Raw genomic sequence first — 23,817 nt, 5'->3', positions numbered from 1 at the left:
CGGCGGTGGGCGGAGTCCAGGCACCCGTCGACGGTGGGACCGCGAGTACCACTCTGCGACGCCTGAGCGGGAGCATGATGGAGTATGACCGAATTCGCCAGCGTGCTGCGAGCCTGGCGCGACCGCGTCAGTCCTGCGGATGTCGGGATGCCGGCCGGCTCCGGGCGCCGCACCTCCGGACTCCGCCGTGAAGAGCTGGCGGCGCTCGCGGGCGTGAGCGTCGACTACATCGTTCGGCTCGAGCAAGGCAGGGCGACGCATCCGTCGGCCCAGCTGCTCGGAGCGCTTGCCTTGGCGCTCCGGCTCACCGAAGACGAACGGGATCACCTGTATCGCGTCGCCGGCGTCGCACCACCGTCGCGAGGGGTCGTTCCGCGCTTCGTCACCCCGGGTGTGCAGCGCATCGTCGACCGACTCGGCGATGTGCCGATCGCGGTGTTCACCGCCACCCACGACATCCTGCTGTGGAATCCGCTCTGGGCCGCCCTGACCGGCGATCCGTCGCGTCACGTCGGCCTCGACCGCAACCTGGTGTGGCGGCATTTCACGACAGGTCATGACGGAATCGAGTTCGACGCCCAGCACGAGGAGGAGTTCGCGAGCGACCTGGCCGCCGACCTCCGCACGGCCGTGGGCCGCTATCCGCACGACGGATCGCTCACGCAGCTCGTGTCGCGCCTTCGAGCCGCGTCACCCGAATTCGAGCGCCGCTGGGCCGAAGCGCGGGTAGCCGAGCATCGATCGAGTCGCAAGACGATCTTGCACACGCCGGCCGGGCCGATCACGGTCGACTGCGACGTGCTCACCGTTCCGGGCAGCGACCTGCGCATCGTGGTCTACACGGCGACACCGGGAAGCGCGGATGAGGCCAAGCTCGACCTCCTGCGAGTCACCGGCCTGCAGGCGCTCACGGCCGACTCGGGGATGGACGCCGGCCGCGAGCACACCGTTGCGTAGGCTGCTGGCATGCCGCTGTCCGAATATGTGCAGTCCATCCGCGATCGAATAGGGAACGACTTCCTGCTCTTGCCGGGCGTGACTGCGGTCATCCGGGACGGCGATCGGTTCCTCCTCGCGCGGCACGCACACTCGGGCCTCTGGAGTCTCGTCGGCGGCGGGATCGAACCGGGCGAGGAGCCGGCCGACGCCCTCGTGCGCGAAGTCTTCGAAGAGACCGGCGCCGACGTGCGGATCACCGGCATCGTCGGCGCCTACGGCGGTGAACCGATGATGGTCGAATACCCGAACGGCGACCGCGTCGGCTACGTCACTGTCGCGTACGAGTGCGAACTGCTCAGCCCCGCGGCCCCCGACATGGAAGAACTGCTCGAACTGCGCTGGTTCGACCGCGCGGCGATCGCCGAGCTGCCGCGGCGCGACTGGATCGACAGAGTCATCGCGGCCGTCGGACCCATGCCTGGCGCGCCATAGCGATTCACCAACTTGTCGGAGTATCGACTTTCCGCGAGCACGGTGAAGAACTCCTCAAGCGCCCCCCTCTTGTTTTGCCACCAAGTCGATCGATTCCCAATCCATGGACTACGCGCCGCCGAAAGACCCCCGCCATTTCGGACCGCGTCCACTGCCGGGCGGCCACACCACGTATACAACCGCCGGAAGCACGATCGCAGCACTGACGACGATGACGAACACGAGCCGGTATTCCGGAAACGACCAAGTGTCTTCCACCCTGATCGCCCACAACAATCCGGCCAGAATCATCCCCGCCAAAGCACCGAGAATGCGCCCGAGTCGGTGGGAGCGACCTTCGAAGAACTGATTGATTCCGTACACCGCCCCGCCGCTGATCAACGCCGAGAAGGGAGCGAACACCACGACGTCGAAAGCGACAAAGACAGGTAGGTATCCACCCAATCCGACCATCCACGTCGTCAAGCCAGAGAGAATCGCGACGCCTTCGAAGCACAGCAACGTCCCGAGGAGCCCGCGCCGTCGGATCTGCTTCACTACGTCAGGTGTCGGATTCGCGCTCGCCATGCTGTCATTCATACCGGCAATTGCCTCCACCCTGCATCCGGACCGACGCTCGGAGGGCGCGCTTACTGCTGATGTCCCGTGACCGGCTTGCGGACGAACAGCGCGAGCGCGACCACCGCGAGCGACAGGATGCCACCGGCGAGGAAGGCGAGGTGCGAGCCGGCAGCCGCCGCAGCCGCCGACGGCAGGTCGGGGTTCGCGTCGCCTGTTCCCGCGACTCCGGTTGCGTACAGGGCGACGAAGATGGCAGTTCCGGCGGCGCCCGCGACCTGCTGCAGCGTGGCGATCGTCGCGCTGCCGTGCGAGTAGAGCTGGGGTGCGAGTGAGCCGAGGGATGCGCTGAACGCGGGCGTGAACAGGAAGGCGAGCGACAGCATCAGCACGATGTGCGCGCCGAGCAGTACGACCCAGGATGAGCCTTCGCCGAGTCCGAAAGCGAACGTCCACATCGCCGCAGCGAGGCCGATTGAGCCCGGGATGACCAGCGGACGCGGGCCGAATCGGTCGTACAGTTTGCCGACGGTCGGTCCGGCGAGACCCATCAGAAGCCCGCCCGGCAGCAGCATGGCGCCCACCCAGAGCGGGTCGAGGCCGAGCGTGTAGCGCGCGAACTGCGGCAACACGATGAAGGCGCCGAACAGTGCCACCATCGCGGCCGTCATCATCGCGACCGAGACCGCGAAGTCCCTCGACAGGAAGGTCCGCAGGTCGAGCAGGGCGGAATCCGTGCGCTGCAGCACGAGCTGCCGCCAGACGAACACCGCGAGCACCGCCGCCCCGACGACGACCGGGATCCAGGGCTGAACCGCCGCTTCACCGACCGCGGCTGCACCGATCTGGCTGAGGCCGAACACGAGTGCCGAGAAGGCGAGCGCCGAGAGGATGACCGACAACGTGTCCAGCGGGACCTTCCGGGTCTCCGAGACATTGGGCACGCGGCGCACGCCGATTGCGAGCATGGTCAAGCCGATGGGCAGCATCACCCAGAACAGCCCTTGCCACGGCAGCACCTGGATGAGCGCACCGGAGACGATCGGGCCAACAGCGGGCGCCACCGACATGACGATGGAGACGCGCCCCATGACGCGGCCGCGCTGGTCTTCCGCGACGATCGTCATGACCGTCGTCATCATGAGCGGCATCATGATCGCGGTGCCGATCGCCTGGATGACGCGCCCGGCCACGAGCATCTCGAAGGTCGGGGACAGGGCGGCCACGAGCGTGCCGAGCACGAAGCTCGACATGGCGACCGTGAAGACGGGCCGTGTGTTGAGCCGCTGCATCAGCCAGCCGGTGACCGGGATGACGACGGCCATGGTGAGAGCGAACGCCGTGGTCAGCCACTGGCCTTTCGTGGCGTCGATGTGCAGGGACTCCTGGATGCGCGGCAGCGCGACACCCATCATCGTCTCGTTCAGGAACACCACGAAGACGGCGGAGAGAAGCAGCGCGAGCGCGGTGCGGTTGCGGGCGGCGTTGGCGGCCGGGGCGTCGGATGCGGCCGAGGCCGGCTCGCTGGCGAGCTCTGCACGGTCGATGGTGTCGGTCATGTCGATCTCCTTCAATGGATGTGCTTCAAAAAATAAAGCACACTGCAAATAATGAAGTCAAGTGGTAAAGTGAGATTTATGACGAACCAGCACTACGGCCAGTTCTGCGGACTGGCGCGCGCCGCGGAGATCGTGGGACAGCGGTGGACGCTGCTGATCCTGCGCGACCTGAACGTCGGTCGGCGTCGCTACTCCGACCTGGTCGCAGGGCTCCCCGGCATCCCGACCAACACGCTCGCCTCCCGCCTGAAGGAATTGGAGGAGGCTGGCATCGTCGCGCGCCTGGCGCCCTCCGGCACAGAGCGCGCGGTTGTCTACGAACTCACGCCTCGTGGTGCAGAGCTCGGCCCTGCGCTGGATGCGCTCGGTCGCTGGGGCGCGGGTGGCATGCGCACACCGCGGGAAGGGGAGATCGTCACCACCGCATCCATCACCGCAGCGTTGCGGGTCGCTGCAGGAGACGGCGTCGTTCCGGCGGAGTGGGACGTCGCATACACGGTCAGGGTGGGCGACGTGGAGACGCACCTGATCATGCGAGACGGCACGATCACGGCCGGCCCCGGTCCCGCCGAGAACCCTGACCTCGTCATCGCTGCGGGCCCGCAGATCCGGGACCTGCTAGCCGGCGAGTTGGATGCACACACCGCGATCAGCACGGGCGCCGTGCAGCTGGAGGGCGACGCATCCCTGTTCGAACGGTTCGCGGACTCGCTGCACGTTCCCTACAGCCCCAACGTTCCGGCCGAAGCGCCGGCATGATCCACCCCGACACCTTCACCTGACAAGGAGGCCCTCATGGGACTCGTGATTTCCGACATGTCCATCTCGCTCGACGGCTACGTGGCCGGCCCCAACGACAGCCGCGAGAACCCCTTCGGGGACGGCGCCGAGAGCCTTCACGCCTGGCTCCATCCCACGGCCACCGACGAAGATCGAGCAGTTCTGGAGCGCGCCGTCAAAGAAGTCGGGGCGATCGTGATGGGCCGCAAGTCATTCGAGAAGAACGAGGGCGACGGTGGATGGGGGAACGCCGGGCCCATGGGCGACGTCCCGTGTCTCGTGCTCACGCATCGCGCGCCGACGCATCCCTACCCCGAAACGTTCACCTTTGTGACAGACGGCATCGTGAGCGCCATCGCGCGAGCGCGACAGTTGGCCGGGGAGAAGGACGTGCATCTGTTCGGCGCCACCGCGTTGCAGCAAGCGCTGCCTCTCGACCTGGTCGACGAGATCCGCGTGCATGTGATGCCGATGCTTCTCGGCGGTGGCACGGCCCTCTTCGGAAGCCTGGAATCGGCGATCGCGCTCGAACGGATCGAGGCCCAGGTCACTGCGACAGCGACCCATCTGACCTACCGCGTGCGCCGGTAGTCGTCGACCGCCGCGGATTCTCTCCGCCTCACCCCGCCGGGCCGGGCTCCATCGGGGTCACGGTCATCGTGCCGCTCCCGAACGGGAACGGGAACAGCACTGTGCCTCCGACGGTCGGCATCGGGGAACCTTGGAACCACAAGATCGCGACGAGCATCGACACCACCGCGATGCTCACGGCGACGATCGCCCCGCGGTTCATCGTGCGCAGGGCGATCTCCACATCCACAGCGCGCGCGGCACGACTCAGCGCGATGATGACGGTCAGCACGATCGCGAGATAGCCCACGGGGCTCGGGTGCAGCGTGAGCTGCACGCACTGAGGCTGCACGGTCGTCGGGTCGCCTGCTGCGTCGAGGTAGCCGCCGTCGGCCGTGAATCCGCCCGGGCAGCTGCCCTTGGATGCGACCAACGACGAGTAGAGGATCGCCGCGCCGGAAGCCCACAGCACGAGCGACCGCGCCCGCCGCAACAGCGGCCGCCCGGGGGTGCCGGCGCGCTCAGCAGTCGCCCCCACCGCCGCTGCCGCGCCCCTGCTTTGCTCCGCGTGTGATTCCAGCTCCATCGACGCCCCCTCGACTCGGTTCTGCCATCCTGGCATGCGCGCGCGTCGGAGGCCATGCTGCCCGTGGATGCGGTCGCGGCCGCGCCGCTACGCCGGGCAGCGTTCAGACGGGATGGTCTGCACCCTGCGATTCTCGTTGGGAATGTGGGCCTCATTCGCGATCTGGATGTCGTTGACCCTTCCGTCTATGACGCGGAACACGATCCATCCACCGTTGCCATCCGTGATCCCGTAGAACACGGTGATGGCACCGTCACCATATGTGCCGGTCTGCTGGATGTCCGGGTATGCGGCCTTCAGTTCCTGCTCCGTGGAGCCGAGGCCGATGCCTTCCATCGTTCGCGGGGTGTACGGACCGCTGTCGCGTGTCGCCTCGAAACTGCCGATCGCGATCCCAGCCGTGACGTCGGACCCGTCACCTGGCCGGATGAACAGGAAGCTCAGCTCGTTCGGGGCCTGAAGATCAAGGTATGCGGCGGAGCAGATCGAATAGGTGACGTCGGTAAACGCCGGAAGGAGCTGGCGTTGAGCGTCGAACGACGATCCGAGCGTCACCGGACCGACACCGTCGAAGTCGATGATCCACGTCGAAGGGTCCGACGGGTCGACAGGGCTGCCCGTGGCTGCCGGGATCGGGGTCGGCGTCGGTGTCGGGGTGGCTGTCGGTGTGGAAACCGGCGGTGCCGTCGGAGTCTCGGTCGCGACAGGGGCCGGAATGAGAATCCCCGCGCCGAGTGCATACGCCACGGTGCCGCCGGAGATCCCGAGTGCGAAGAGCACCAGCACGACTAGAAGGGTGGCGCGCTTGCGGCCCTGCCGTGACGGGTTGTTGCGCGCTGTTGTCACGACCAGAAGACGGATGGCGTCCTTCCGGCCTGGGTCGAAGGTCGGCTCTTGGTTCATCGCTCTCCTCCTTCGCTTGTCATCGCCGCGTCATTCAAAAGTTCGGACAACCTCGTCTTCGCCCGCGAGAGCCGCGACTTCACGGTGCCCTGCGCGATCCCGAGCGCCTCGGCGGCGTCTGCCGTACTCAACTCCTCCAGCACGCAGAGGGTGAGGATGTCCTGGTCGCGGCGCGGCAGCGTCGCAAGCGCGGCACGTAGCGCCCCACGACGGGCATCCGAGTCGATGCGTTCGTCGACGACCCCGGAATGGTCGGGGGCGTGTTCCGGCGCGGGCAGGTGCTCGAGCGCTTGACGATACCGTCGTGATGACCGCACGGAATTCCTGAACACGTAGTTCGTGGTCACGAGCAACCAGCCGACGACCGAGCCGTCGACCACCCGCATCACATCGCGCTTACGCCATGCCTCGAGGAACACCACCGCCGTGATGTCCTCTGCATCGTGGACCGACGCGGTCAGTCTCAGAGCTTGCCGGAAGACACGATCGTGGTGCAGATCGAACAGCATCCCGAACGCGTCCGCATCACCGGACCGCACGCGCTGCAGCGCCTCTGGCTCACCGAGTTGTATTACCCTCACATACCTATAGTGTCCGCTCGCAACGTCGCGGTTCCCGGATGCGGGCGGACAGCTCGGCGGGCGATGCGGCGTCGGTCCGCGCTGGCGCCGTCGGCGTTGAAGCGGCCCTACTCGAACTCGATCCGCACCTCGGCGATGTCGCCCAACTCTTTCTGCGTGGCCGCGGCCAGCCGGCGACCCTCCACATACCATTCGGGCGGCGGTCCATCGTCGAGCGCGACGGGCTCCCACTCGTCGTACCAGCGGCGCAGACCCGCCTTGAGGTCGGCAGACAGGCCGAGCTCGTCGGGCGTTCTGGTGTACTCATCGGCGAAGCTCTCCCAGAGCGGCCAACGGTGCCCGTGGTCGACGAAGAAGCGGATCACCCGGCGGCCGTCGGGCAGGGTGAGCGGTTGAACGTGCTGCGAACGCCTGGCGAGGTACCGGTCCTGCATCTCGGCCCGCGCGCGGCGTTCGGCAGCCGTGGCAGGTGGGCTGTCGTAGTCCATCCCGATCAGCCATACGAGGCCGGTACCGTTCGCGTCGTCGACCACGGCGGCGACGGACCACAGCCGCCCGTCGCGCTCGGCCACCTCGCCGGCATCGAGCACATCCTTGAGACGCGCATCCACGAAGTCGAGCCTCGTCGTCAGGCCGGTCGCACCCTCGAAGACGTACATCCGGAACCGCGGAGAGTGACTCTCCCAAGACGGAGCGCGGTCGTCTACCTCGAATACCTGCATTCCGGCACCCTACCGATTGCCTGGCACGCCTTGCCCCGCCACAGACCGGGCGTACGGTGGTGACATGCTGATCTTGGTCATCGTCCTCATTGTGCTGTGGGTCATCCTTGCGATCGTGGGGTTCGCGATCAAAGGGCTGCTCTGGCTCGGCATCATCGGGATCGTTCTCGTCATCGCAACGATCATCATCGGAGCGATCCGTCGCTCGGCCGCGTCCAAGAAGGCCGGCCCCAAGTCACCGGGAGTCTGACCCCGGTCTGAATCTCGAGCAATCTCTGATTTCGTTGGCGAGTTGCGTCGAAGTGGGGTTCTCGGGCGTCGAGAACAACACTTTGCCGCATGTCGATCGGGCGGTCACCGGTCACACGGCCGGGTGCGGTGCGGTGCGGTCTGGCTCGGCGCGGTGGTGAGTCATTCCTCGCGGACGCGCACGATCGTCTTTCCCAGGCCCTTGGTCGGAGCGCCGAACGAGGCCGGCGCGTCATCCAGTCCGATGACATCGCCCACGAAGGTGCGAAGCCTGCCGGCGCGGACGAGACGAGCGAGGTCGGCGAGCTGCGCGCGATCCGGCTCCACCACGAAGAAGATCGCACTGACCCCGGGCCTCTGCGCCTCCGGCCGGGGCGGCTCGGCGATGGTGACGAACGTGCCGAAGTCGCGAACCAGGGAAGCTGAGCGCACGCCAATCTCGCCGCCGATCACATCGAACACGAGATCGGCCTGCTCGACGTCGTCGAACCAGTCACCGTCGGTGTCGACGAACCGGTGCACCCCGGCTTCGATCGCGCGCTGGCGGTGCGCCGGTCGGCCGACACCGACGACGAACGCGCCGGCGTCTCTGGCCAGCTGAGCGACGACCGATCCGACTCCCCCGCCGACGCCGTTGACGAGAACCGTCTGCCCCACCTGGAGGCGCCCGTGCTGAAACAGTCCCTGCCAGGCGGTCAGCCCCGAGATCGGCAGGCTCGCGGCGGTGACGAAGTCGATGTCCGCCGGCAGCGGCGCCAGGTTGCGGGCCTCGACCGAGACGTACTCCGCCAGCGTCCCATCCCGCGCCCAGTCCGCGAAACCGAAGACGCGCTGGCCCAACGTCAGTCCGGTCGTCCCGTAGCCGAGCGCGGTCACGACGCCGGCGACCTCGTGCCCGGGAATCGACGGTGTTCTGTCACGGCCGGCCCTGTCCGTCCAGGTCGCGGGCCACGCGAGCTCGCCCGGAGTGAAACCCGCGGCACGCACCTCGACGACGACGTCGTTCTCGGCGGCATGCGGAGCGGGCCGCTCCTCCAGCGTCATCCCCGCAACCCCCGCGGCCTGGTCTGAAACGGTGATCGCTTTCATGAGCGCCCTTTCTCGGTTTGCTTGCATCCAGGATGCGCGTCGCGCGCCCATCCGGCCAGCCCGGATCCGTCAGGGCCGTGAAACGTCGGCGATGGGCGGCGCGATCTCGCCTGAGCCGCGGATCACGAGATCGACGCTCGAGACGAAGTCCGCCGTCTCGTGGGCCGACTCCGAGGCGCGATTCTCGAGCTGCTCGAACATGCGCTCCGCGGCGATCGTGCCGATCTCTGCCGGATGCTGGGCGATGACGGTGATGCCGGGATCCAGAAGGTCGCCCAGCTCGATGTCGTCGAAGCCGACGAGAGCGACCTCGTGCTGTCGGCCCAACTTGCGGAGAGCGCGGACGACACCGACCGTGATCAGGTTCTGACCGCTGAAGATGGCGGTGGGCGGTCGCGGGGAGCTGAGGAGGTTCTGCACCACCGCCTCTGCCGCGGCCGATGTCGTGACGTCGTCGATGATGGTGCAGAGGCTTTCGTCCACCCCGAACTCGTCGACGGCACTGAGAAAGCCCGCCTTGCGTTGCCTCGCCGTCCAGATCCCGGTCTGGTCGAAGATTCCGGCAATGCGGCGGTGGCCACGGCCGAGGAGGTGGCGGGTGCCCATCGCGGCGCCACCGAAATTGTCTGAGCGCACGACGTCGGCGACGTAGTCGGAAGGCTCGCGGTCGATGAAGACGACGGGGACCTTCGCGGGTATCAGGTCGGCCAGATAGGCCTGGCTGCCGGTCGAGCAGGTCAGGATGAGCCCATCCACTTTGCGGCGCAGGAAGTTCTCGACCGCGGACACCTCGCGAACAGGATCCTCGTCGAGGCTCGACGCCAGAACCGCGACGCCGTGATGCGCCGCCACATCTTCGATGGCGCGATGGATGACGGCAGCGAACGGGTTGTCAACGCTTCCCAGGAGCAGGCCGATCGACTTCGTGCGCGCGTGGGTGCGCCGCAGGTTGCTGGCCAGGTTGTCCGGCTCCCAGCGCAGCAGCTTGATCGCAGCGTGCACGCGCTCCGCTGTGAGCGGTGCCACGTTCGGTTCGTCGTTGATCACGCGAGAGACGGTCTTGATTCCCACTCCGGCTTCGCGGGCGACATCCCGGATGGTCACCCGGCGAGCGTCCGGCGAGGCGGCAGCCGATAACGATGTCATCGCGAATCGTCCTGTCTTTTGTATGGATGTAGCGAATTCGATCGCGTTGTGTCAGTATGCCTGATGACACCGTTGTCAGGGCGAAGGCCCTCGAACAGGAAGGGGCCGCAAAGATGCCCACCCGATCCACACTGCGACCGCGCAAGGTCGTTCTCGCATCCCTCGCGGTGGCTGCCACCCTCGCCGCCACCATGACCGCCTGCTCGTCCGGCAGCGGCGGCGGTTCCACCGCTGCACCGGATGAAGAAGTCGGCGTCTAGCTCATCGTCAAGACGACGAGCAACCCGTACTTCGTCGCGATGGAGACCGCCGCCAAGGCGGACGCGAAGAAGAACAACGTGAAGCTGACACTCGCCGCGGGCAAGAAGGACGGCGACACCGACACCCAGATCCAGGCGATCGAGAACGCGATCTCCCGCGGCGACAAGGGCATCCTGATCACGCCGAACGGGCCGGCGGTGAACAACGAGATCGGCAAGGCGCGCCAAGCCGGCCTCTACGTGATCGCACTGGATACGCCTCCTGACCCCGCCGACACCGTCGACATCACCTACGCGACCGACAACTACGCGGCAGGCCAGTCGATCGGCAAGTGGACGGCAGACACGCTGGACGGCAAGAAGGCCGTCATCGCGATGGTCGATCTCTTCTCCGACCAGATCGTCTCCGTCGACGTCGACCGCGACCACGGCTTCCTCAACGGCATGGGGATCGACGTCGGCGACAAGAGCAAGAACGGCGGAGAGGCCGGCACGGGCTCATACACGGGCGGGAAGGGCGGTCAGTACGAGATCGTCGGACACCAGGCCTCGCAGGGCGCTGAAGACGGCGGCCGCACGGCCATGGAGACCCTGCTTTCCAAGAACCCGAACATCAACGTCGTCTACACGATCAACGAACCGGCGGCATACGGCGCCTACCAGGCGCTCAAAGCGGCCGGCAAGCAGGACAGCGTGACGATCGTCAGCATCGACGGCGGCTGCACCGGCGTCGGCTACGTGAAGGACGGCATCCTCGGCGCCACAGCTCAGCAGTATCCCTCGAAGATGGCCTCGCTGGGCATGGAAGCGATCGCCAAGATCGCTCGCGGCGGGGAGAAGCCGAAGGCCTCCGACGGTCTCGACTTCTTCAACACCGGCTCGGCCTTGATCACGAACAAGCCCGTTTCGGGCCTCGAGAGCGTCGACGCGTCCAAAGGCGCGACGACCTGCTGGCAGAACTGATCGACCGGGAGGGCGCCCGTGCTGAGGGCGCCCTCCATCCCCGGCCTGCATGGCCCGTTCACACAAGATAAATGGAGATTTCGTGTCCAATCCGAACTCAACAACGTCGCCGCCGACCTCATCGCTGAACCTGGCCGACCAATTCATCAATCGCCAGACCCCCCTCGCACGGGTCCGCGGGATTCTGCATCGCTACCCGGCGATCAGCCCCGCGATCGTCCTCGTCATCTCGATCATCGTCTTCGGCGTGATCAACCCACGGTTCCTCGCACCGACGAACCTGTCCCTCATCACCCAGCAGGTCGCCGTGATCGGCACCCTGGGCGTCGCCCAGACCCTCGTCATCCTCACTGCCGGAATCGACCTGTCGGTCGGCGCGGCGATGATCGTGAGCTCCATCGTGATGGGCAACGCGGCCGTCGGCCTCGGCCTCCCCGGGATCGTCGCGCTGCTGCTCGGCCTCGTCGCCGGGCTCACGACCGGTCTGATCAACGGTCTGCTGGTGACCAGGCTGAACCTGCCACCGTTCATCGTGACACTGGGGACGCTGAGCATCTTCACCGCGGTGACATTGCTCATCTCGAACGGTGCCACAGTTCAGGGCAACGCCATGCCCGCACTGCTCACCTCGACCGGGCTCACCGTGCGCATCCTCGGGGTGGACATCACCTTCGGTGTGCTGCTCATGATCCTCCTCTACCTCGTCATGGCGTTCGTGCTCGCGCGAACCTCGTGGGGTCGTCACGTCTACGCTGTGGGCGACGACAAGGAAGCGGCTCGCCTCACGGGCATCCGGGTCAGCCGCGTGCTGCTGAGCGTGTACCTCGTGGCCGGAGGCGTCGTCGCCTTGACGGCCTGGATCCAGATCGGCCGCGATTTCGGTTCCAGCCCCAACGCCGCTGTGGATGCGAACCTCAACGCGATCACCGCCGTCGTCATCGGCGGCACCAGCCTGTTCGGCGGGCGCGGAAACGTCTGGGGCACCCTCCTCGGCGCGCTGATCGTCGGGGTGTTCCGCAACGGGCTCGCCCTCGCCGGACTCGACGTGCTCTACCAGACGCTCGCCGTTGGAATCCTCGTCATCGTCGCTGTGTCCATCGACCAGTGGATCCGAAAGGTACGAAAGTGAACTCGCTCATCCAGGAAACCCGCACGCCCGTTCTCTCCGCCCGGCGGCTGGTCAAGACCTACGGTCACGTCGTGGGCCTCGACGGCGTGAGCCTGGAGCTCTACGCAGGCGAGGTGCTGGCCATCATCGGCGACAACGGCGCGGGAAAGACCACGCTGATCAAATGCCTCACGGGGGCCGAGATCCCGGACGAGGGCGAGATCCGCCTCGACGGGAACGTCGTCCACTTCCGTCGCCCGCAAGATGCCCGCGAATCCGGAATCGAGACCGTCTACCAATCCCTGGCCGTCTCCCCCGCGCTGGATGTTGCGGCGAACATGTACCTCGGCCGCGAACTGCGTCGGCCCGGGTTCCTCGGTTCCGTGCTGCGGATGGTCGACACGAAGACGATGCGCCAGCACGCGCGCGCCGAGCTGACCGAGCTCGGCATCTCGACCCTGCAAGACGTCACCGTGCCGATCGAGAACCTCTCCGGCGGTCAGCGTCAGGCCGTGGCGGTCGCCCGTGCGGCTGCCTTCGGCTCCAAGGTCGTCGTGCTCGACGAGCCGACCGCAGCGCTGGGCGTGCGGGAGTCCAACCAGGTGCTCGACCTGATCAAGCGGTTGCGCGACCGCGGCGTTCCGGTGATCCTCATCAGCCACAACATGCCCCACGTGTTCGAGGTGGCCGATCGCATCCACATCCAGCGCCTCGGCAAGCGCGCCGCGACCATCACCCCTCAGTCGCACTCCATGACGGATGCGGTGGCCATCATGACCGGAGCGCAGAAGGGATGAGCGACGCCCGATTCCTCTACGCGGAGATCGACGCGCTACCCGGCGCGGAAGACGACGTCGCCTCGCTGCTCACCGACTACGCGCTGCGGGTTCGGGCCGAGCCCGGGAATCGCCGGTTCGACGTCTTCACCATGGCGAACCGCGAAGGCAGGTTCTTCGTGTACGAGGAGTACGAGTCCACTGCCGCTTTCCAGGCGCACGAATCAGCCGACTACTGCGCCGTCTTGAACCGACAGCTCGAGACTCTGGCCGCGGGCGGGCAGTCGCGACTGACCTGGCTGGAGCCCGTCGAGTGACGGCAGACCCGGCATCCTCTGCGTTCGTCGTCGGGGAGTCTCTCGTCGATGTGGTCGAGCGAGGAGAGACGCGCACGACACATCCCGGCGGGAGCCCACTCAACGTGTCGTTCGGCTTGGCGCGCCTCGGTCTTCCGACCACGTTCGCGACCAGCTTCGGTGACGACGACAACGGACGCCTGCTCAGAACGCACTTGGCGACGGCGGGCGTTGTCACGATCGTCGAGGCTGCCGACGGTGGCACATCCGTCGCCCGGGCGCAGATCGACGCGGACGGAATCGCTCGCTACGATTTCGACCTGCACTGGGACCTCCCGGCACTCGCGACGCCGGAGACAGCTCTGTTCCACACCGGCTCACTCGGCGCGCTTCTCGAGCCGGGCGCGACCGCGGTGAGACGACTTGTCGATGGTCTGCATCCGGATACTGTCGTCACCTTCGACCCCAACATCCGCCCGGCGCTCATGCCGGACCGTGCCCACGCCCTCGACATGATCGGCTGGTACGTCGAACGCGCACACGTGGTGAAGCTCAGCGACGAGGATGCAGCGTGGCTGTTCCCGGGATGGGATGAGCGCGCGGTGCTGGAGTGGATCGTCGATCACGGTGCCGTTGTCGCGGTGCTGACGCTGGGCGAACGAGGGAGCATCCTTCGAAGCCACACGGCCGACATCGAAATCGACGCACGGCCGACATCGGTCGTCGACACCATCGGCGCTGGAGACGCGTACATGGCCGGCCTCATCGCCGGCGCCGTCTTCGCCGACGTTCTGCCCGAACTCCGAACCCGCACCGTGACCGAGACCTCGCTCCGATCGATGGGCGAGATGGCGTCGACCGTGGCATCGCTCACCGTGGCGAGAGCCGGCGCGATGCCTCCGACGTTGGCGGAGATCGAGCATGTCCGACGCGATCGGCACAGCGAGGGAATCGCCACGACATCACGCTGACGATCGTCAGCACCATCCATCACCCACAGAGGGTTTCAGTCAATGAAGACATCACAACGGGCATTCGCGCTCATCGCCGCGTCCCTACTCTCCCTCGCAGGTATCGCCGCGGGCATGGCTCCGGCCGCGGCCGAGCCCGCGACGACCAGCGACACGCGACCCAACTATCACTACACCCCGCAGCAGAACTGGATGAACGACCCGAACGGGCTCATCTACTACGGCGGCAAGTACCACCTCTTCTACCAGTACAACGCGACCGGAGATACGGGCGGGAACGCCTCATGGGGACACGCCGTGAGCACCGATCTCACCCACTGGCAGCAACTGCCGATCGCGATACCGTCCGACGCGGATGAAGAGGTCTGGTCGGGGAGCGTCGTCGACGACAGCAAGAACACCAGCGGGCTGGGCACTGCTAAGAGGGGCCCCCTCGTCGCCGTGTACACGAGCGCCCCGCGTGCCACCGGCATCCAGCGACAGTCGATCGCTTTCAGCATCGACGGCGGCACGACGTGGACCAAGTACGCCGCCAATCCCGTGCTCGACATCGGCTCCCACAACTTCCGCGACCCGAAGGTCTTCTGGTACGCCCCGGCGAACGAGTGGCGAATGGTCGTCGCGCTCTCCGACCAGCGCAAGGCGGCCATCTACAGCTCGAGCAACCTCAAGGACTGGACCGAGAAGAGCGAGTTCGGGCCCGACGGGGTCACCTCCGCCGTGTGGGAGTGCCCCGACCTCTTCCCCTTGCAGCTGGACGGCAAAGCCAGCTCGACGAAATGGGTTCTCACGGTGAACGTCGCCGGCAAGGCGGAGTACTTCGTCGGCACGTTCGATGGAACCACGTTCACTGACGATGAGCCGCCCTATGCCGCGCCGGCCGGCACCGTTCTCAATGACTTCGAGGCGACCGGCTACGGCTCCGGATGGACGACCACCGGCACGGCGTTCGGCAACGGCTCAGCCCACGACACCGGTGTCTCCGGCAGCCTCGGAGCCGGCTACGTGGACACCTTCCACAATTCGGACGCCGAGACCGGCACGCTGACCTCGTCTGTTTTCACGATCGATAAGAAGAAGCTCAACTTCCTCTTGGCTGGGGGCGATCATCCGTACGTCGAGGGAGGCTCGATCGGCGCACCCCCGGGAGAGACGTTCCAAGACTTCGAGGGCGACGCCCTCCCCGGATGGACGGGAACGGGGGACTTCACGAAGATCGCGCCTTCGAAGGAGAGCCTGAGCGGCCAGCTCGGCGGAGGGGTGCTCGACACCTGTCAGGCCGGGTGCGACAGCGCCCAAGGAACGCTCACCTCACAGACCTTCACCATCACCCATCCGTACATCGATCTGTTGACGGCCGGCGGCCAGCACCCGTGGGGGCAGAACAACCCGACAGCCGTGAACCTGGTCGTGAACGGCCAGGTCGTGGCCAGCGTGACCGGCAACGACTCCGGCAGCATGGACTGGGTGCATCTGGATGCGTCCGCGCACATCGGGCAGACTGCCACGCTGCAAGTCGTCGACCAGAGCGACGGGAGCGCCGGATGGGGTCACATGATGGTGGACAACATCGTCTTCTCGGACACGATCGCCCAGCGGTGGAACAGCGAAACCGGAGCCAACCTGCTCGTGAACGGGACAGTCGTCCGCACGGCGACGGGCAACGACAGCGGCACCCTGGATTGGCACAGCTGGGATCTGAGCGACCTTCAGGGCAAGCAGGCGCAGGTGCAACTCGTCGACCTGAATTCCGGAGGATGGGGCCATCTGATCGCGGACCAGTTCACCCTGGCAGACCAGGCGGCTCTCAGCTCGACGCAGCGGGCTCACTGGATCGACAACGGTCGTGACTTCTACGCTGCGGTCACCTTCAACGACGCACCATCGAACCAGCGGATCGCGCTCGCGTGGATGAACAACTGGGACTATGCCAACACCATCCCTTCTGCGGGCTGGCGAGGAACGCAATCAGTGCCCAGGATCCTCTCGCTGCGCACCGTGGACGGGCAACCGCGCATCGTGCAGACCGTTGCTCCGCAAGTGAGCGCCCTCGCTCAGCTGAAGCAGCTGCAGGTCGCCCCGCCGACGACGATCCCGGCCGGCACCAAGAAGCTCAAGGTGACAACGACGACGAACGCCGTTCGAGTGGATGCCGTGTTCGCCGCAGGAACCGCGAAGAACTTCGGGCTCCAGCTGTTCCGGTCGGCGGACGGTTCGCAGTACGTCGGAGTGTCATACGACACGGCAACGAGAACCCTGAGCCTGGACCGCACCCACGCGGGCAACGTCGGCTTCAGCTCGGCCTTCCCGAGCGTGGACTCGGCGGTCGTTCCGCTGGATCATGGCCTTCTTCGCCTGGAACTGTATCTGGACAAGACCTCGATCGAGACGTTCGCGCAGGGCGGGCGGGCCTCCATCACCGACCTGGTCTTCCCAGCGGCCGGCAGCAACGGGGTGGCGTTGACAGCTCAGGGCGGCACCGCGGGCCTGGCGTTCTTGACCGTGACGCCACTTGCGAACGCTATGAGCGGCAAGTACTCCGACTGACGCCGACAGCGGGCGCGACTCTACGGGGCGCGACCGGGGATGCACCCCTACCGGCGCGACCTCCGGCTCCGGTTCGACCACCACTGCACGGCCCGCAGGTCGTCGAGGCCGAAGCGGCCGGCGGGCAGTGCTGCGCGGATCCGGTCGTCGTCGAACAATCGCCAGGGACGGATGTCTTCGGGCACTTCGGGAGCGAACGGCGCCGGCTCGCTGACGCCTTCCGCCAGCATCCGCGCTTGCGCTTTCGCGACGAGAGGCACGACCATCGTCCACTCGGTCAGGTGTGCGAGCGCTCGAATGGTCCAGACCGGAGCGGGAAAGAAGACCGGTCGGCGCCCGGCGACCCGCGCGATCCGGCGCACCGCTTCGCCCAGGGTGATCTCCTCTGCTCCCATGACCGCGACCGTCGGCTCGGGGATGCGACCCTCGACGGCTGCGACCAAGACGTCGACCGCATCCTCGACGGGAATCGGTCGCACTGTCCGCTCCTGAAACCCGACGGTCGCGAACAGGGGCAGCGTGCGCACGGCGCGAGTCACGTGATTGATCATGTGATCGCCGGCGCCGTAGATCATCCCCGACTTGAGGATGGTGTGGTCGATGCCGGAGTGCCGCACGAGTTCTTCGGCGGCCCACTTCGACTCGTGATAGCCCGACCCGCAGTCCGGTCGCGCGCGCAAGAAGCTGACCATGACGATCCGCTTCACGCCGGCCCGGCGCGCGGCTTCGACGACGGCACGCGTGCCCTCCACGTGAACGTGCTCGAAGGTCTGATCGCCGATCTCGCGGTTGATCCCTGCGCAGTGCGCGACCACGTCGCATCCCGTGAACGCCTCGGTCAGCGCGTCGACATCGTCGATGGCGACCCCTGTGCGGCGAGAGATGATCACGGCGTTCGCCCGGCCCAACCGCTCGGCGAGGTGACGACCCACGAATCCGGTACCGCCCGTGATGGCTACGCGCATGACCTTGCTCCTTCGCTTATTAGCAATGAAGCTAAACTGTATCTAGCAATAGTGCTATATTGCAAACATGACAGACACCGCCAGCGACATCTTCGCCGCGCTCGCGCATCCCACCCGGCGGCAGATCTTGCAGGACCTCAAAGACGGCGAGCTCGCCGCGGGTGAGATCGCCGCGCGGTTCAAGGCCACCGGGCCCACGATCTCGAGGCACTTGAGCGTGCTGCGTCAGGCCGGCCTCGTCACCGAAAGACGCGACGCCAACCGGATTCTGTACTCGCTCGTCAGCGACCGGCTCGCCCTGTCCGTCGGCGACTTCCTGTCGACGGTGTGCCCGGAGCAGATCGTGCTGCGCGAGGTTCGCAAGCGCGGCACCGGCCGGGCGAAGACCCTCACTCCTCGAGCCGACTGAGAAGCGCCGGTACCGCGCGATCGTCGTGGTCCTCGTGGAGCGCCGCTTCCAGGCTCGCCACGCCTCCTGGCTCTCCTGAACAAGTCAGAAAATTCCGGATGCGCCCGGCCGAAGTCGAAATGCGAACCCGAAGACGAACGGGGCGATGATGCGGCCCGCGACGACAAGCACGACGAGCGGCACGAATCCTAGGCCGACTGCGACGGGCAGAAGGAGCAGGCAGGCGACACCGACGATGGCGGCTACGACCACCGTGCGCAGCCGCAGACGGCCCGACATCACACGTCTCACCGCTTTCACCGACCTGAATTGTCTTCTGGCGAGCAGATTGCCCGACCAGGCGAGAGCGACCCATCCGAATCCGGACGTCGCGAACGAGAGCAGGGCGCCGACGACGAAGAGCGAGACCACCCACGTCAGCACATATCGCTCGACGGCCTGCGCGGTGAGATCGCGATAGGCACGGTACCCGAAGATCCAGAGCGCGATGGCCGTCAGCGACAGAAGAGACGCTTCAGCGATCGACAAGGCGGAGATGCCGCGCGACCCAGCGCTCGTCACGGCGTAGACCTGGATCGCAGCGAGTCCCACCAGATTCAGCGGCGGCGTCAACCACTCGGAAACCCGGATGGGCGCACCAGCCGGCACCGCCAACTCTGGCTCCGCCGCGTCACCCTCGTCTTCCACATACGCACACTACTGCGAGCGAACGGGAGCCCCCGACCGGCCGCCTTCAGCGGCTGCGGGCAAGAGACTCGATCAACAAGTGATTCAGAGAGTCGAAGGCTGCAGCCGGGTCGGGCGGACGGGTGGGGTTGATTTCGGTGATGGTGAGAACACGGGCGGCCGGGTGTGCCATGAGAGCAGAGACGAGACGAGCAAGGGTCGCCAGAGTCAGTCCTGGCACGTCGCGCTGCTCCTCAGCGATCGGGAACTCGGTCTGGTCGAGGACATCGACGTCGACATGCACCGACAGCAGATCCACGCCGTCGGCCCAAGCGCCGATTTCCGTGGCGATGTCCTCGGTGTTCGCCGAAACCTGCTGTGAGGTGTACCGGATGAGGCCGAGCTCTTGGAGCCGCTGCTCCTCATAAGGCGTGGCGCGATCAGCGCCGATGAGCCTGAGCCGGTCGGATGTCAGTAACGGCGGCTTTCCGTCGATGCCTGAGAGTGGTCGATAAGCGTCGGGAGCGTCCAGCAAGTGAGTGACGCCCATCCAGTCGGCAATGCCATTGCCATCGGCGGGAGAAGTGAGGTCGCAGTCGAGGTCGACGTAGGCCAAGGCGACGGAGTCGCCCTGAGCCGCCTTTGCTCCGGCGATCACCCCGAGTTGAACCGTGCAGTCGCCGCCGAGCACGAGGATCCGCCCGTCGGGATCTGACTCGAGCACCTGCTGCACACTTCGTGAAACGGCGCGCGCGGCCTCGATCACACGGCTCGCATCCGCCAATCGCGGATGATCCGGGTCGGGCCGCATCCGGGCTGTCACTACGTCGCCGTGGTCGATGACCTCCAGACCAGACTCTGCCAGCCCCTCAAGAAGGCCGTAACGGCGAAAGGCGGCAGGGGCCAGCTCCTGCCCAGGGCCATGCGCACCCGCAGAAGTGGCCGCACCGACCACATGCACCCGACCCCTCATTTTCGCCTCCTACTGGTCACCGCACCCTTGTTTGAGGAGGAGCCTAGCGGGCAGCCCGGAATCGTTCACGCGGCCCGCCTGATCGCCGACCGCATCGAGTCGCCGGGCGGGAGGCGCCGGCGCTCGGTGCGGACCTAGCGTTCGTCCAGGATCTCTCCGTCGATGGTCGTGCGGTCGGTGGTCAAGGACAGCGTGGCGCCGACCAAGGGGAAGTTCGCCGCGGCCGCAGCCGCGCTCTGCATGTCCTCGGCGGAGTCCCAGCGCCAGATGTCGAGGTAAGAACCGTCTCCCAGCCGGATCAGGGTCGCCGCGGTGAAAGCCGGGTTCGCCGAGCGGATGCCGTTGATCAGGTTCGTGCGGTGCTCCAACATCGCAGCCAGGTTGCCGGTCTCGACGGTGTATCGGTGAGTTCGTACTGTAGCCATCGTCGTGCCTTTCGTCGTTCGTCGTTCGGGAGGGGTAGTGCTCGGCCGGCTCAGTTCCAGGAGCTGCCGGCGAGTTGACGCGTGGTCGCGTTGAGCCGGTTGAACAGGTTCGTCGTCGCGATGTAGAGGACGAGGGCGGCCAGTTGCCGCTCGTCGAAGAAGCTCGCCGCCTCGTCCCACACCTCGTCCGAAACGGCGTCCGGCCGGTCGGCCAGCCGGGTCGCGCTCTCCGCCAGGGCGAGCGCCGCGCGCTCCTCGTCGGTGAAGTACGGCATCTCGCGCCAGGCCACCACCGCGTGCAGGCGCTCGTCGGTTTCACCCGCCTGCTTCGCAGACTTCACGCCGGAATCCACGCACGGGCTGCAGCCGTTGATCTGGCTGACCCGCAGATGCACGAGTTCGAGGGTCGAGTGCGCGACGTCGGTCTGCCGGGCGGCTTTCATCAGCCCGAAGATCGCCCCCGAAGCACCGTCGAGGATAGCGACCGGGTTGGACATCCGGGGTGCAGTGGTCATGGTCGAAGTCATTTCAATCTCCTTGCTTGTGGCTGGTTCGGTATGTCTCACAGCCTCGTGGACCAGCAGATTCCGAACAATGTCCGGTCACGAAACGACCATTGCGCCCGGAGTTAACGATCGAGGAGAATGACGCGGGTGGAGCTGCGTGATATCGAGATCTTCCTGACCCTCGCCGAGGAGCTGCATTTCGGTCGCACCGCCGAGAAGCTGTACATCTCACCGCCCCGAGTGAGTCAGGCAATCGCCCAGCAGGAGAAGCGGATCGGCGCTCCACTGTTCGAGCGCACCAGCCGCAAAGTGACGTTGACACCGCTCGGCGTCCAGCTGCGCGACGACCTCGAAGCGGGCTACCGGCGCATCCTGAAAGGCGTCGAGGATGCGAGGAACACCGCGCACCGCGGTCCGGACACCCTGACGTTCGGTGTGATGGGCCCGATGTGGCAAGATTTGGCGCCGATGACCGCCGTCTTCCGAAGTCGCTTTCCGCAGGTCGACTTCCGCCTCCGCGAAATCCGCATCGACGACCCCTTCACCCCCATCCGGAACGGCGACGTCGACGTCGCGCTCCTCTGGTTGCCGATCGAAGAGCCCGACCTTCACGTCGGGCCGATCGCCTTCACCGAGCCGATCGTGCTGATGGCCGGGCCTGCCCATGAACTCGCCGGCCGCGCCTCCGTTTCTCTCGACGAACTCGCCGCCTACGACATCCTCCCGTCCGGCCTGCCTGTCCCGGACTATTGGGAGGCGGCAGTCTCTCCAACGGCAGGCCAGGTCACCGAGAGCGACGCGCCGACACCCACCCGCGAGGAGGTGCTCTGGTCCGTCACCAACGGAAGTGAGTCGGTGGCGTTCGCCTGCGGTCAGGGGCTCAAGTACTACGACCGTGGCACTGCCGTGTACATCCCCATCGATGAAAGGCCGACGCTCAGCTGGGGCATGGTCCATCGCACCGGCCAGATCGGCCGCTGGGCCCGCGAACTCGTCGGAATCGCCAAGGAACTCGGCCCCATCGACCTCGAATTCGAACTCGACCCGGAACGACTGCACCGCCTCCATCTGGCCGGGTGAGCACCCCGTCGAGCGTGATCGCCGGGGCGTCACGACATCGCAAAGGCCCTGCGGGATCGACGGATCCCCCCATCCACCTGGATCGCCCTCCTCATGCTTGCCGTCAGCGGAGTCCTCGTCGTCACCCGCCGCCGAAACCATCACTGCGATCCGCGTTAGTCCGCCGCCGTGCTTGACTCTCCCCCCACGGGAGGTTCGAGAACAGTGTCATGACCGATGACACTCGAGTTGAAACACGTCGCACTGAACCAGCGATGCCCGCGGTGCACACGCCTGCTGCCGAACATCCGCCGTGGCGCGCCCTGGTGGCACTCCTCATCGGCGTGTTCATCATCGCGATCGACTTCTTCATCGTGAATGTCGCCCTGCCGTCGATGCAGCACGATCTGAAGGCTACTGACAGCGATCTCGAGTGGTTCGTGGCAGCGTACGCGCTCGGTGTGGCGGTGTTCCTGATGGCGGCAGGGCGGCTCGGTGACCGATTCGGCCGACGAGGCGCCTTCCTGCTGGGGATCGCCGTGTTCACCGCAGCGTCCGTGTTATGCGCCGTGTCTCCGTATTCCCCCGTTCTCATCGTCGCGCGCTTCATCCAGGGAGTCGGGACCGCGTTCGTGATGACAAGTGTGCTTTCCACGATCGGGGTGCTTTTCCCGGGCGCGGCGCGGGCGAAGGCCGTCGCCTTCTACGCGGCCGTGCTCGGTCTCGGTGCTGCGGCGGGTCAGGTCATCGGCGGCGCACTGATCGCTGCCGATGTGTTCGGTATGGAATGGCGCGCGATTTTCGCGATCAACGTGCCGATCGGCATCCTGGCGCTTGTGCTTGCCTTGCTTCTCGTGCCGCGTACGCGCGCGGCGAGCTCCCTTCGAGTGGATGTGGTCGGCATGGCGCTGATGACGGCCACTGTGTTAGCCCTGGTGTTGCCGCTTATCCAGGGCAGACAGGTCGACTGGGCACCCTGGACGTGGGTCAGCCTTGGTCTCGTTCCTGTGCTCGTGACCGTCTTCGTCGTGCAGCAGCGCTCGCTCGAGGCGCGTGGCGGGGCGCCGCTCTTCCCTCGGATGCTCCTCGCCACTCCCGCCTTCCGGTCCGGGCTGGCCTGGCAGCTCGTGTTCTGGTGCGGGCAGTCGTCGTTCTTCGTGGTGCTGACGCTGTTTCTGCAGCAGGGGCTGATGCTCAGCGCGTTCGGCGCCGGATGCCTGTTCGTCATCATGGCCGTGCCGTACGTCGCCTCGACCTTCGTGGCGCCCCGACTGGTTCGCAGGCTCGGACGCGGTGTGCTCGTGCTGGGTGGGGTCGCGAACCTGCTCGGTCTCGCGGCACTCGCCAGCGTGGCGCTGAGCGGTTCGTCCGCCGGGTGGCTCGCGATCGGGTTCGTGCTCTGCGGTATCGGGCAGGGCCTCAGCATCCCACCGTCGACGGCCATCGTGCTCGGCACAGCCGACCCGAGTCAGGCGGGCGCGGTCTCAGGCGCGCTGTCCACCATGCAACAAGTAGGCGGGTGCGTCGGCGTCGCCGTCGTCTCGAGCGTGTACTTCGGCGCGCTCGGGTCGGGTGCGCCAGCGGCCTACGCGGCCGCGATCATCCCGTTGGCGGCATTCAGCCTGGTCGCTTCGGTGCTGATCAGCGCGTTGCCGCGGACACGCGGTGCACAGTGAGCGACCCCGATGTGAGAAGACGAAGGAACGGGCGTCCATCGTG

General features: G+C 66.5%; 26 protein-coding genes and 1 pseudogene. 14 read left to right on the top strand and 13 right to left on the bottom strand.

Annotation, left to right across the window (positions count from 1 at the left end; all coding sequences use genetic code 11):
- The first annotated feature begins 84 nt into the window (after positions 1-84).
- Both ACFVWR_RS07755 and ACFVWR_RS07750 read left to right on the top strand, forming a co-directional pair.
- Entirely contained in the window at positions 85-957 is an 873-nt protein-coding gene (locus ACFVWR_RS07755; protein ID WP_387209735.1) for a helix-turn-helix transcriptional regulator, read from the top strand.
- Between the two features lie 9 nt (positions 958-966).
- Positions 967-1,431, top strand: a complete 465-nt coding sequence (locus ACFVWR_RS07750; protein WP_387209733.1) for an NUDIX domain-containing protein — start codon at positions 967-969, stop codon at positions 1,429-1,431.
- Positions 1,432-1,539: 108 nt separating this feature from the next.
- On the opposite strand, the gene ACFVWR_RS07745 is transcribed toward ACFVWR_RS07750, so the two are convergent.
- Both ACFVWR_RS07745 and ACFVWR_RS07740 read right to left on the bottom strand, forming a co-directional pair.
- Positions 1,540-2,010, bottom strand: a complete 471-nt coding sequence (locus tag ACFVWR_RS07745) for a hypothetical protein (protein ID WP_387209731.1) — start codon at positions 2,008-2,010, stop codon at positions 1,540-1,542.
- Between the two features lie 50 nt (positions 2,011-2,060).
- The gene (locus tag ACFVWR_RS07740; protein ID WP_387209730.1) at positions 2,061-3,548 is read right to left on the bottom strand and encodes a DHA2 family efflux MFS transporter permease subunit; all 1,488 of its coding nucleotides are present in this window, start codon (positions 3,546-3,548) and stop codon (positions 2,061-2,063) included.
- A 78-nt stretch (positions 3,549-3,626) separates the two neighbouring features.
- Between ACFVWR_RS07740 and ACFVWR_RS07735 the strand changes: the two genes are divergently transcribed.
- Together ACFVWR_RS07735 and ACFVWR_RS07730 are read left to right on the top strand one after the other, a co-directional pair.
- Complete coding sequence (locus ACFVWR_RS07735; RefSeq protein WP_387209728.1) at positions 3,627-4,307, top strand: winged helix-turn-helix transcriptional regulator; 681 nt, start codon at positions 3,627-3,629, stop codon at positions 4,305-4,307.
- A 36-nt stretch (positions 4,308-4,343) separates the two neighbouring features.
- Positions 4,344-4,919, top strand: coding sequence for a dihydrofolate reductase family protein (locus tag ACFVWR_RS07730; protein WP_387209726.1), 576 nt, complete (start codon positions 4,344-4,346; stop codon positions 4,917-4,919).
- A 28-nt stretch (positions 4,920-4,947) separates the two neighbouring features.
- Here the strand turns inward: ACFVWR_RS07730 and ACFVWR_RS07725 are convergent, their stop codons facing one another.
- The 4 genes from ACFVWR_RS07725 to ACFVWR_RS07710 form a co-directional block, all read right to left on the bottom strand.
- Positions 4,948-5,484, bottom strand: a complete 537-nt coding sequence (locus ACFVWR_RS07725; RefSeq protein WP_387209724.1) for a hypothetical protein — start codon at positions 5,482-5,484, stop codon at positions 4,948-4,950.
- Positions 5,485-5,571: 87 nt separating this feature from the next.
- Positions 5,572-6,387 carry a hypothetical protein gene (locus ACFVWR_RS07720; RefSeq protein WP_387209722.1) on the bottom strand — a complete coding sequence of 272 codons (816 nt, stop codon included), beginning with the start codon at positions 6,385-6,387 and terminating at the stop codon, positions 5,572-5,574.
- Positions 6,384-6,896: an RNA polymerase sigma factor gene (locus tag ACFVWR_RS07715; RefSeq protein ID WP_387209720.1), complete on the bottom strand. Its 513-nt coding sequence runs from the start codon at positions 6,894-6,896 to the stop codon at positions 6,384-6,386. The genes ACFVWR_RS07720 and ACFVWR_RS07715 overlap by 4 nt, the downstream gene beginning before the upstream one ends.
- Positions 6,897-7,075: 179 nt before the next feature.
- Positions 7,076-7,690: a hypothetical protein gene (locus ACFVWR_RS07710; protein WP_387209718.1), complete on the bottom strand. Its 615-nt coding sequence runs from the start codon at positions 7,688-7,690 to the stop codon at positions 7,076-7,078.
- 64 nt (positions 7,691-7,754) lie between these two features.
- Here ACFVWR_RS07710 and ACFVWR_RS07705 point away from each other — a divergent pair, with 64 nt between their 5' ends.
- Positions 7,755-7,940: a hypothetical protein gene (locus ACFVWR_RS07705; RefSeq protein WP_387209716.1), complete on the top strand. Its 186-nt coding sequence runs from the start codon at positions 7,755-7,757 to the stop codon at positions 7,938-7,940.
- Between the two features lie 161 nt (positions 7,941-8,101).
- Here ACFVWR_RS07705 and ACFVWR_RS07700 read toward each other — a convergent pair whose 3' ends face one another.
- Entirely contained in the window at positions 8,102-9,028 is a 927-nt protein-coding gene (locus ACFVWR_RS07700) for an NADP-dependent oxidoreductase (RefSeq protein ID WP_387209714.1), read from the bottom strand.
- 69 nt (positions 9,029-9,097) lie between these two features.
- On the bottom strand, positions 9,098-10,174 hold the full coding sequence (locus ACFVWR_RS07695; protein WP_387209712.1) for a LacI family DNA-binding transcriptional regulator: 1,077 nt from the start codon (positions 10,172-10,174) through the stop codon (positions 9,098-9,100).
- Between the two features lie 113 nt (positions 10,175-10,287).
- On the opposite strand from ACFVWR_RS07695, the pseudogene ACFVWR_RS07690 reads away from it, so the two are divergent.
- From ACFVWR_RS07690 to ACFVWR_RS07665, 6 genes and pseudogenes are all read left to right on the top strand, one after another.
- Positions 10,288-11,397 (top strand): annotated as a pseudogene (locus ACFVWR_RS07690) (substrate-binding domain-containing protein).
- A gap of 82 nt (positions 11,398-11,479) precedes the next feature.
- The gene (locus tag ACFVWR_RS07685; RefSeq protein ID WP_387209710.1) at positions 11,480-12,526 is read left to right on the top strand and encodes an ABC transporter permease; all 1,047 of its coding nucleotides are present in this window, start codon (positions 11,480-11,482) and stop codon (positions 12,524-12,526) included.
- Entirely contained in the window at positions 12,523-13,302 is a 780-nt protein-coding gene (locus ACFVWR_RS07680) for an ATP-binding cassette domain-containing protein (protein ID WP_387209708.1), read from the top strand. Before ACFVWR_RS07685 ends, ACFVWR_RS07680 begins: the two co-directional genes overlap by 4 nt.
- On the top strand, positions 13,299-13,598 hold the full coding sequence (locus tag ACFVWR_RS07675; RefSeq protein ID WP_387209706.1) for a putative quinol monooxygenase: 300 nt from the start codon (positions 13,299-13,301) through the stop codon (positions 13,596-13,598). The genes ACFVWR_RS07680 and ACFVWR_RS07675 overlap by 4 nt, the downstream gene beginning before the upstream one ends.
- Positions 13,595-14,548, top strand: coding sequence for a carbohydrate kinase (locus ACFVWR_RS07670; RefSeq protein WP_387209704.1), 954 nt, complete (start codon positions 13,595-13,597; stop codon positions 14,546-14,548). Before ACFVWR_RS07675 ends, ACFVWR_RS07670 begins: the two co-directional genes overlap by 4 nt.
- 42 nt (positions 14,549-14,590) lie before the next feature.
- Positions 14,591-17,095: a GH32 C-terminal domain-containing protein gene (locus ACFVWR_RS07665; RefSeq protein ID WP_387209702.1), complete on the top strand. Its 2,505-nt coding sequence runs from the start codon at positions 14,591-14,593 to the stop codon at positions 17,093-17,095.
- Positions 17,096-17,142: 47 nt separating this feature from the next.
- On the opposite strand, the gene ACFVWR_RS07660 is transcribed toward ACFVWR_RS07665, so the two are convergent.
- The gene (locus ACFVWR_RS07660) at positions 17,143-18,060 is read right to left on the bottom strand and encodes an NAD(P)H-binding protein (protein WP_387209700.1); all 918 of its coding nucleotides are present in this window, start codon (positions 18,058-18,060) and stop codon (positions 17,143-17,145) included.
- Positions 18,061-18,127: 67 nt separating this feature from the next.
- On the opposite strand from ACFVWR_RS07660, the gene ACFVWR_RS07655 reads away from it, so the two are divergent.
- Positions 18,128-18,469, top strand: coding sequence for a metalloregulator ArsR/SmtB family transcription factor (locus ACFVWR_RS07655; RefSeq protein WP_387209698.1), 342 nt, complete (start codon positions 18,128-18,130; stop codon positions 18,467-18,469).
- 84 nt (positions 18,470-18,553) lie between these two features.
- Here the strand turns inward: ACFVWR_RS07655 and ACFVWR_RS07650 are convergent, their stop codons facing one another.
- From ACFVWR_RS07650 to ACFVWR_RS07635, 4 genes are all read right to left on the bottom strand, one after another.
- Positions 18,554-19,156 carry a hypothetical protein gene (locus ACFVWR_RS07650; RefSeq protein ID WP_387209696.1) on the bottom strand — a complete coding sequence of 201 codons (603 nt, stop codon included), beginning with the start codon at positions 19,154-19,156 and terminating at the stop codon, positions 18,554-18,556.
- A gap of 46 nt (positions 19,157-19,202) precedes the next feature.
- Complete coding sequence (locus ACFVWR_RS07645) at positions 19,203-20,108, bottom strand: arginase family protein (RefSeq protein WP_387209694.1); 906 nt, start codon at positions 20,106-20,108, stop codon at positions 19,203-19,205.
- A 134-nt stretch (positions 20,109-20,242) separates the two neighbouring features.
- Positions 20,243-20,533: a hypothetical protein gene (locus ACFVWR_RS07640; RefSeq protein ID WP_387209692.1), complete on the bottom strand. Its 291-nt coding sequence runs from the start codon at positions 20,531-20,533 to the stop codon at positions 20,243-20,245.
- Positions 20,534-20,583: 50 nt separating this feature from the next.
- Positions 20,584-21,060 (bottom strand): carboxymuconolactone decarboxylase family protein, encoded by a 477-nt coding sequence (locus tag ACFVWR_RS07635; RefSeq protein WP_387209690.1) that lies wholly within the window; start codon positions 21,058-21,060, stop codon positions 20,584-20,586.
- A gap of 126 nt (positions 21,061-21,186) precedes the next feature.
- On the opposite strand from ACFVWR_RS07635, the gene ACFVWR_RS07630 reads away from it, so the two are divergent.
- Together ACFVWR_RS07630 and ACFVWR_RS07625 are read left to right on the top strand one after the other, a co-directional pair.
- The gene (locus tag ACFVWR_RS07630) at positions 21,187-22,119 is read left to right on the top strand and encodes a LysR family transcriptional regulator (protein WP_387209688.1); all 933 of its coding nucleotides are present in this window, start codon (positions 21,187-21,189) and stop codon (positions 22,117-22,119) included.
- Between the two features lie 254 nt (positions 22,120-22,373).
- On the top strand, positions 22,374-23,774 hold the full coding sequence (locus ACFVWR_RS07625) for an MFS transporter (RefSeq protein WP_387209686.1): 1,401 nt from the start codon (positions 22,374-22,376) through the stop codon (positions 23,772-23,774).
- Positions 23,775-23,817: the final 43 nt, after the last annotated feature.

The sequence above is a fragment of the Leifsonia sp. NPDC058292 genome (assembly GCF_042880955.1).
In the GTDB taxonomy this organism is placed as follows: Bacteria; Actinomycetota; Actinomycetes; order Actinomycetales; family Microbacteriaceae; genus Leifsonia.
The sequence above is the reverse complement of the archived record's forward strand: the minus strand, read 5'-3'. Positions and strand labels throughout refer to the sequence as shown.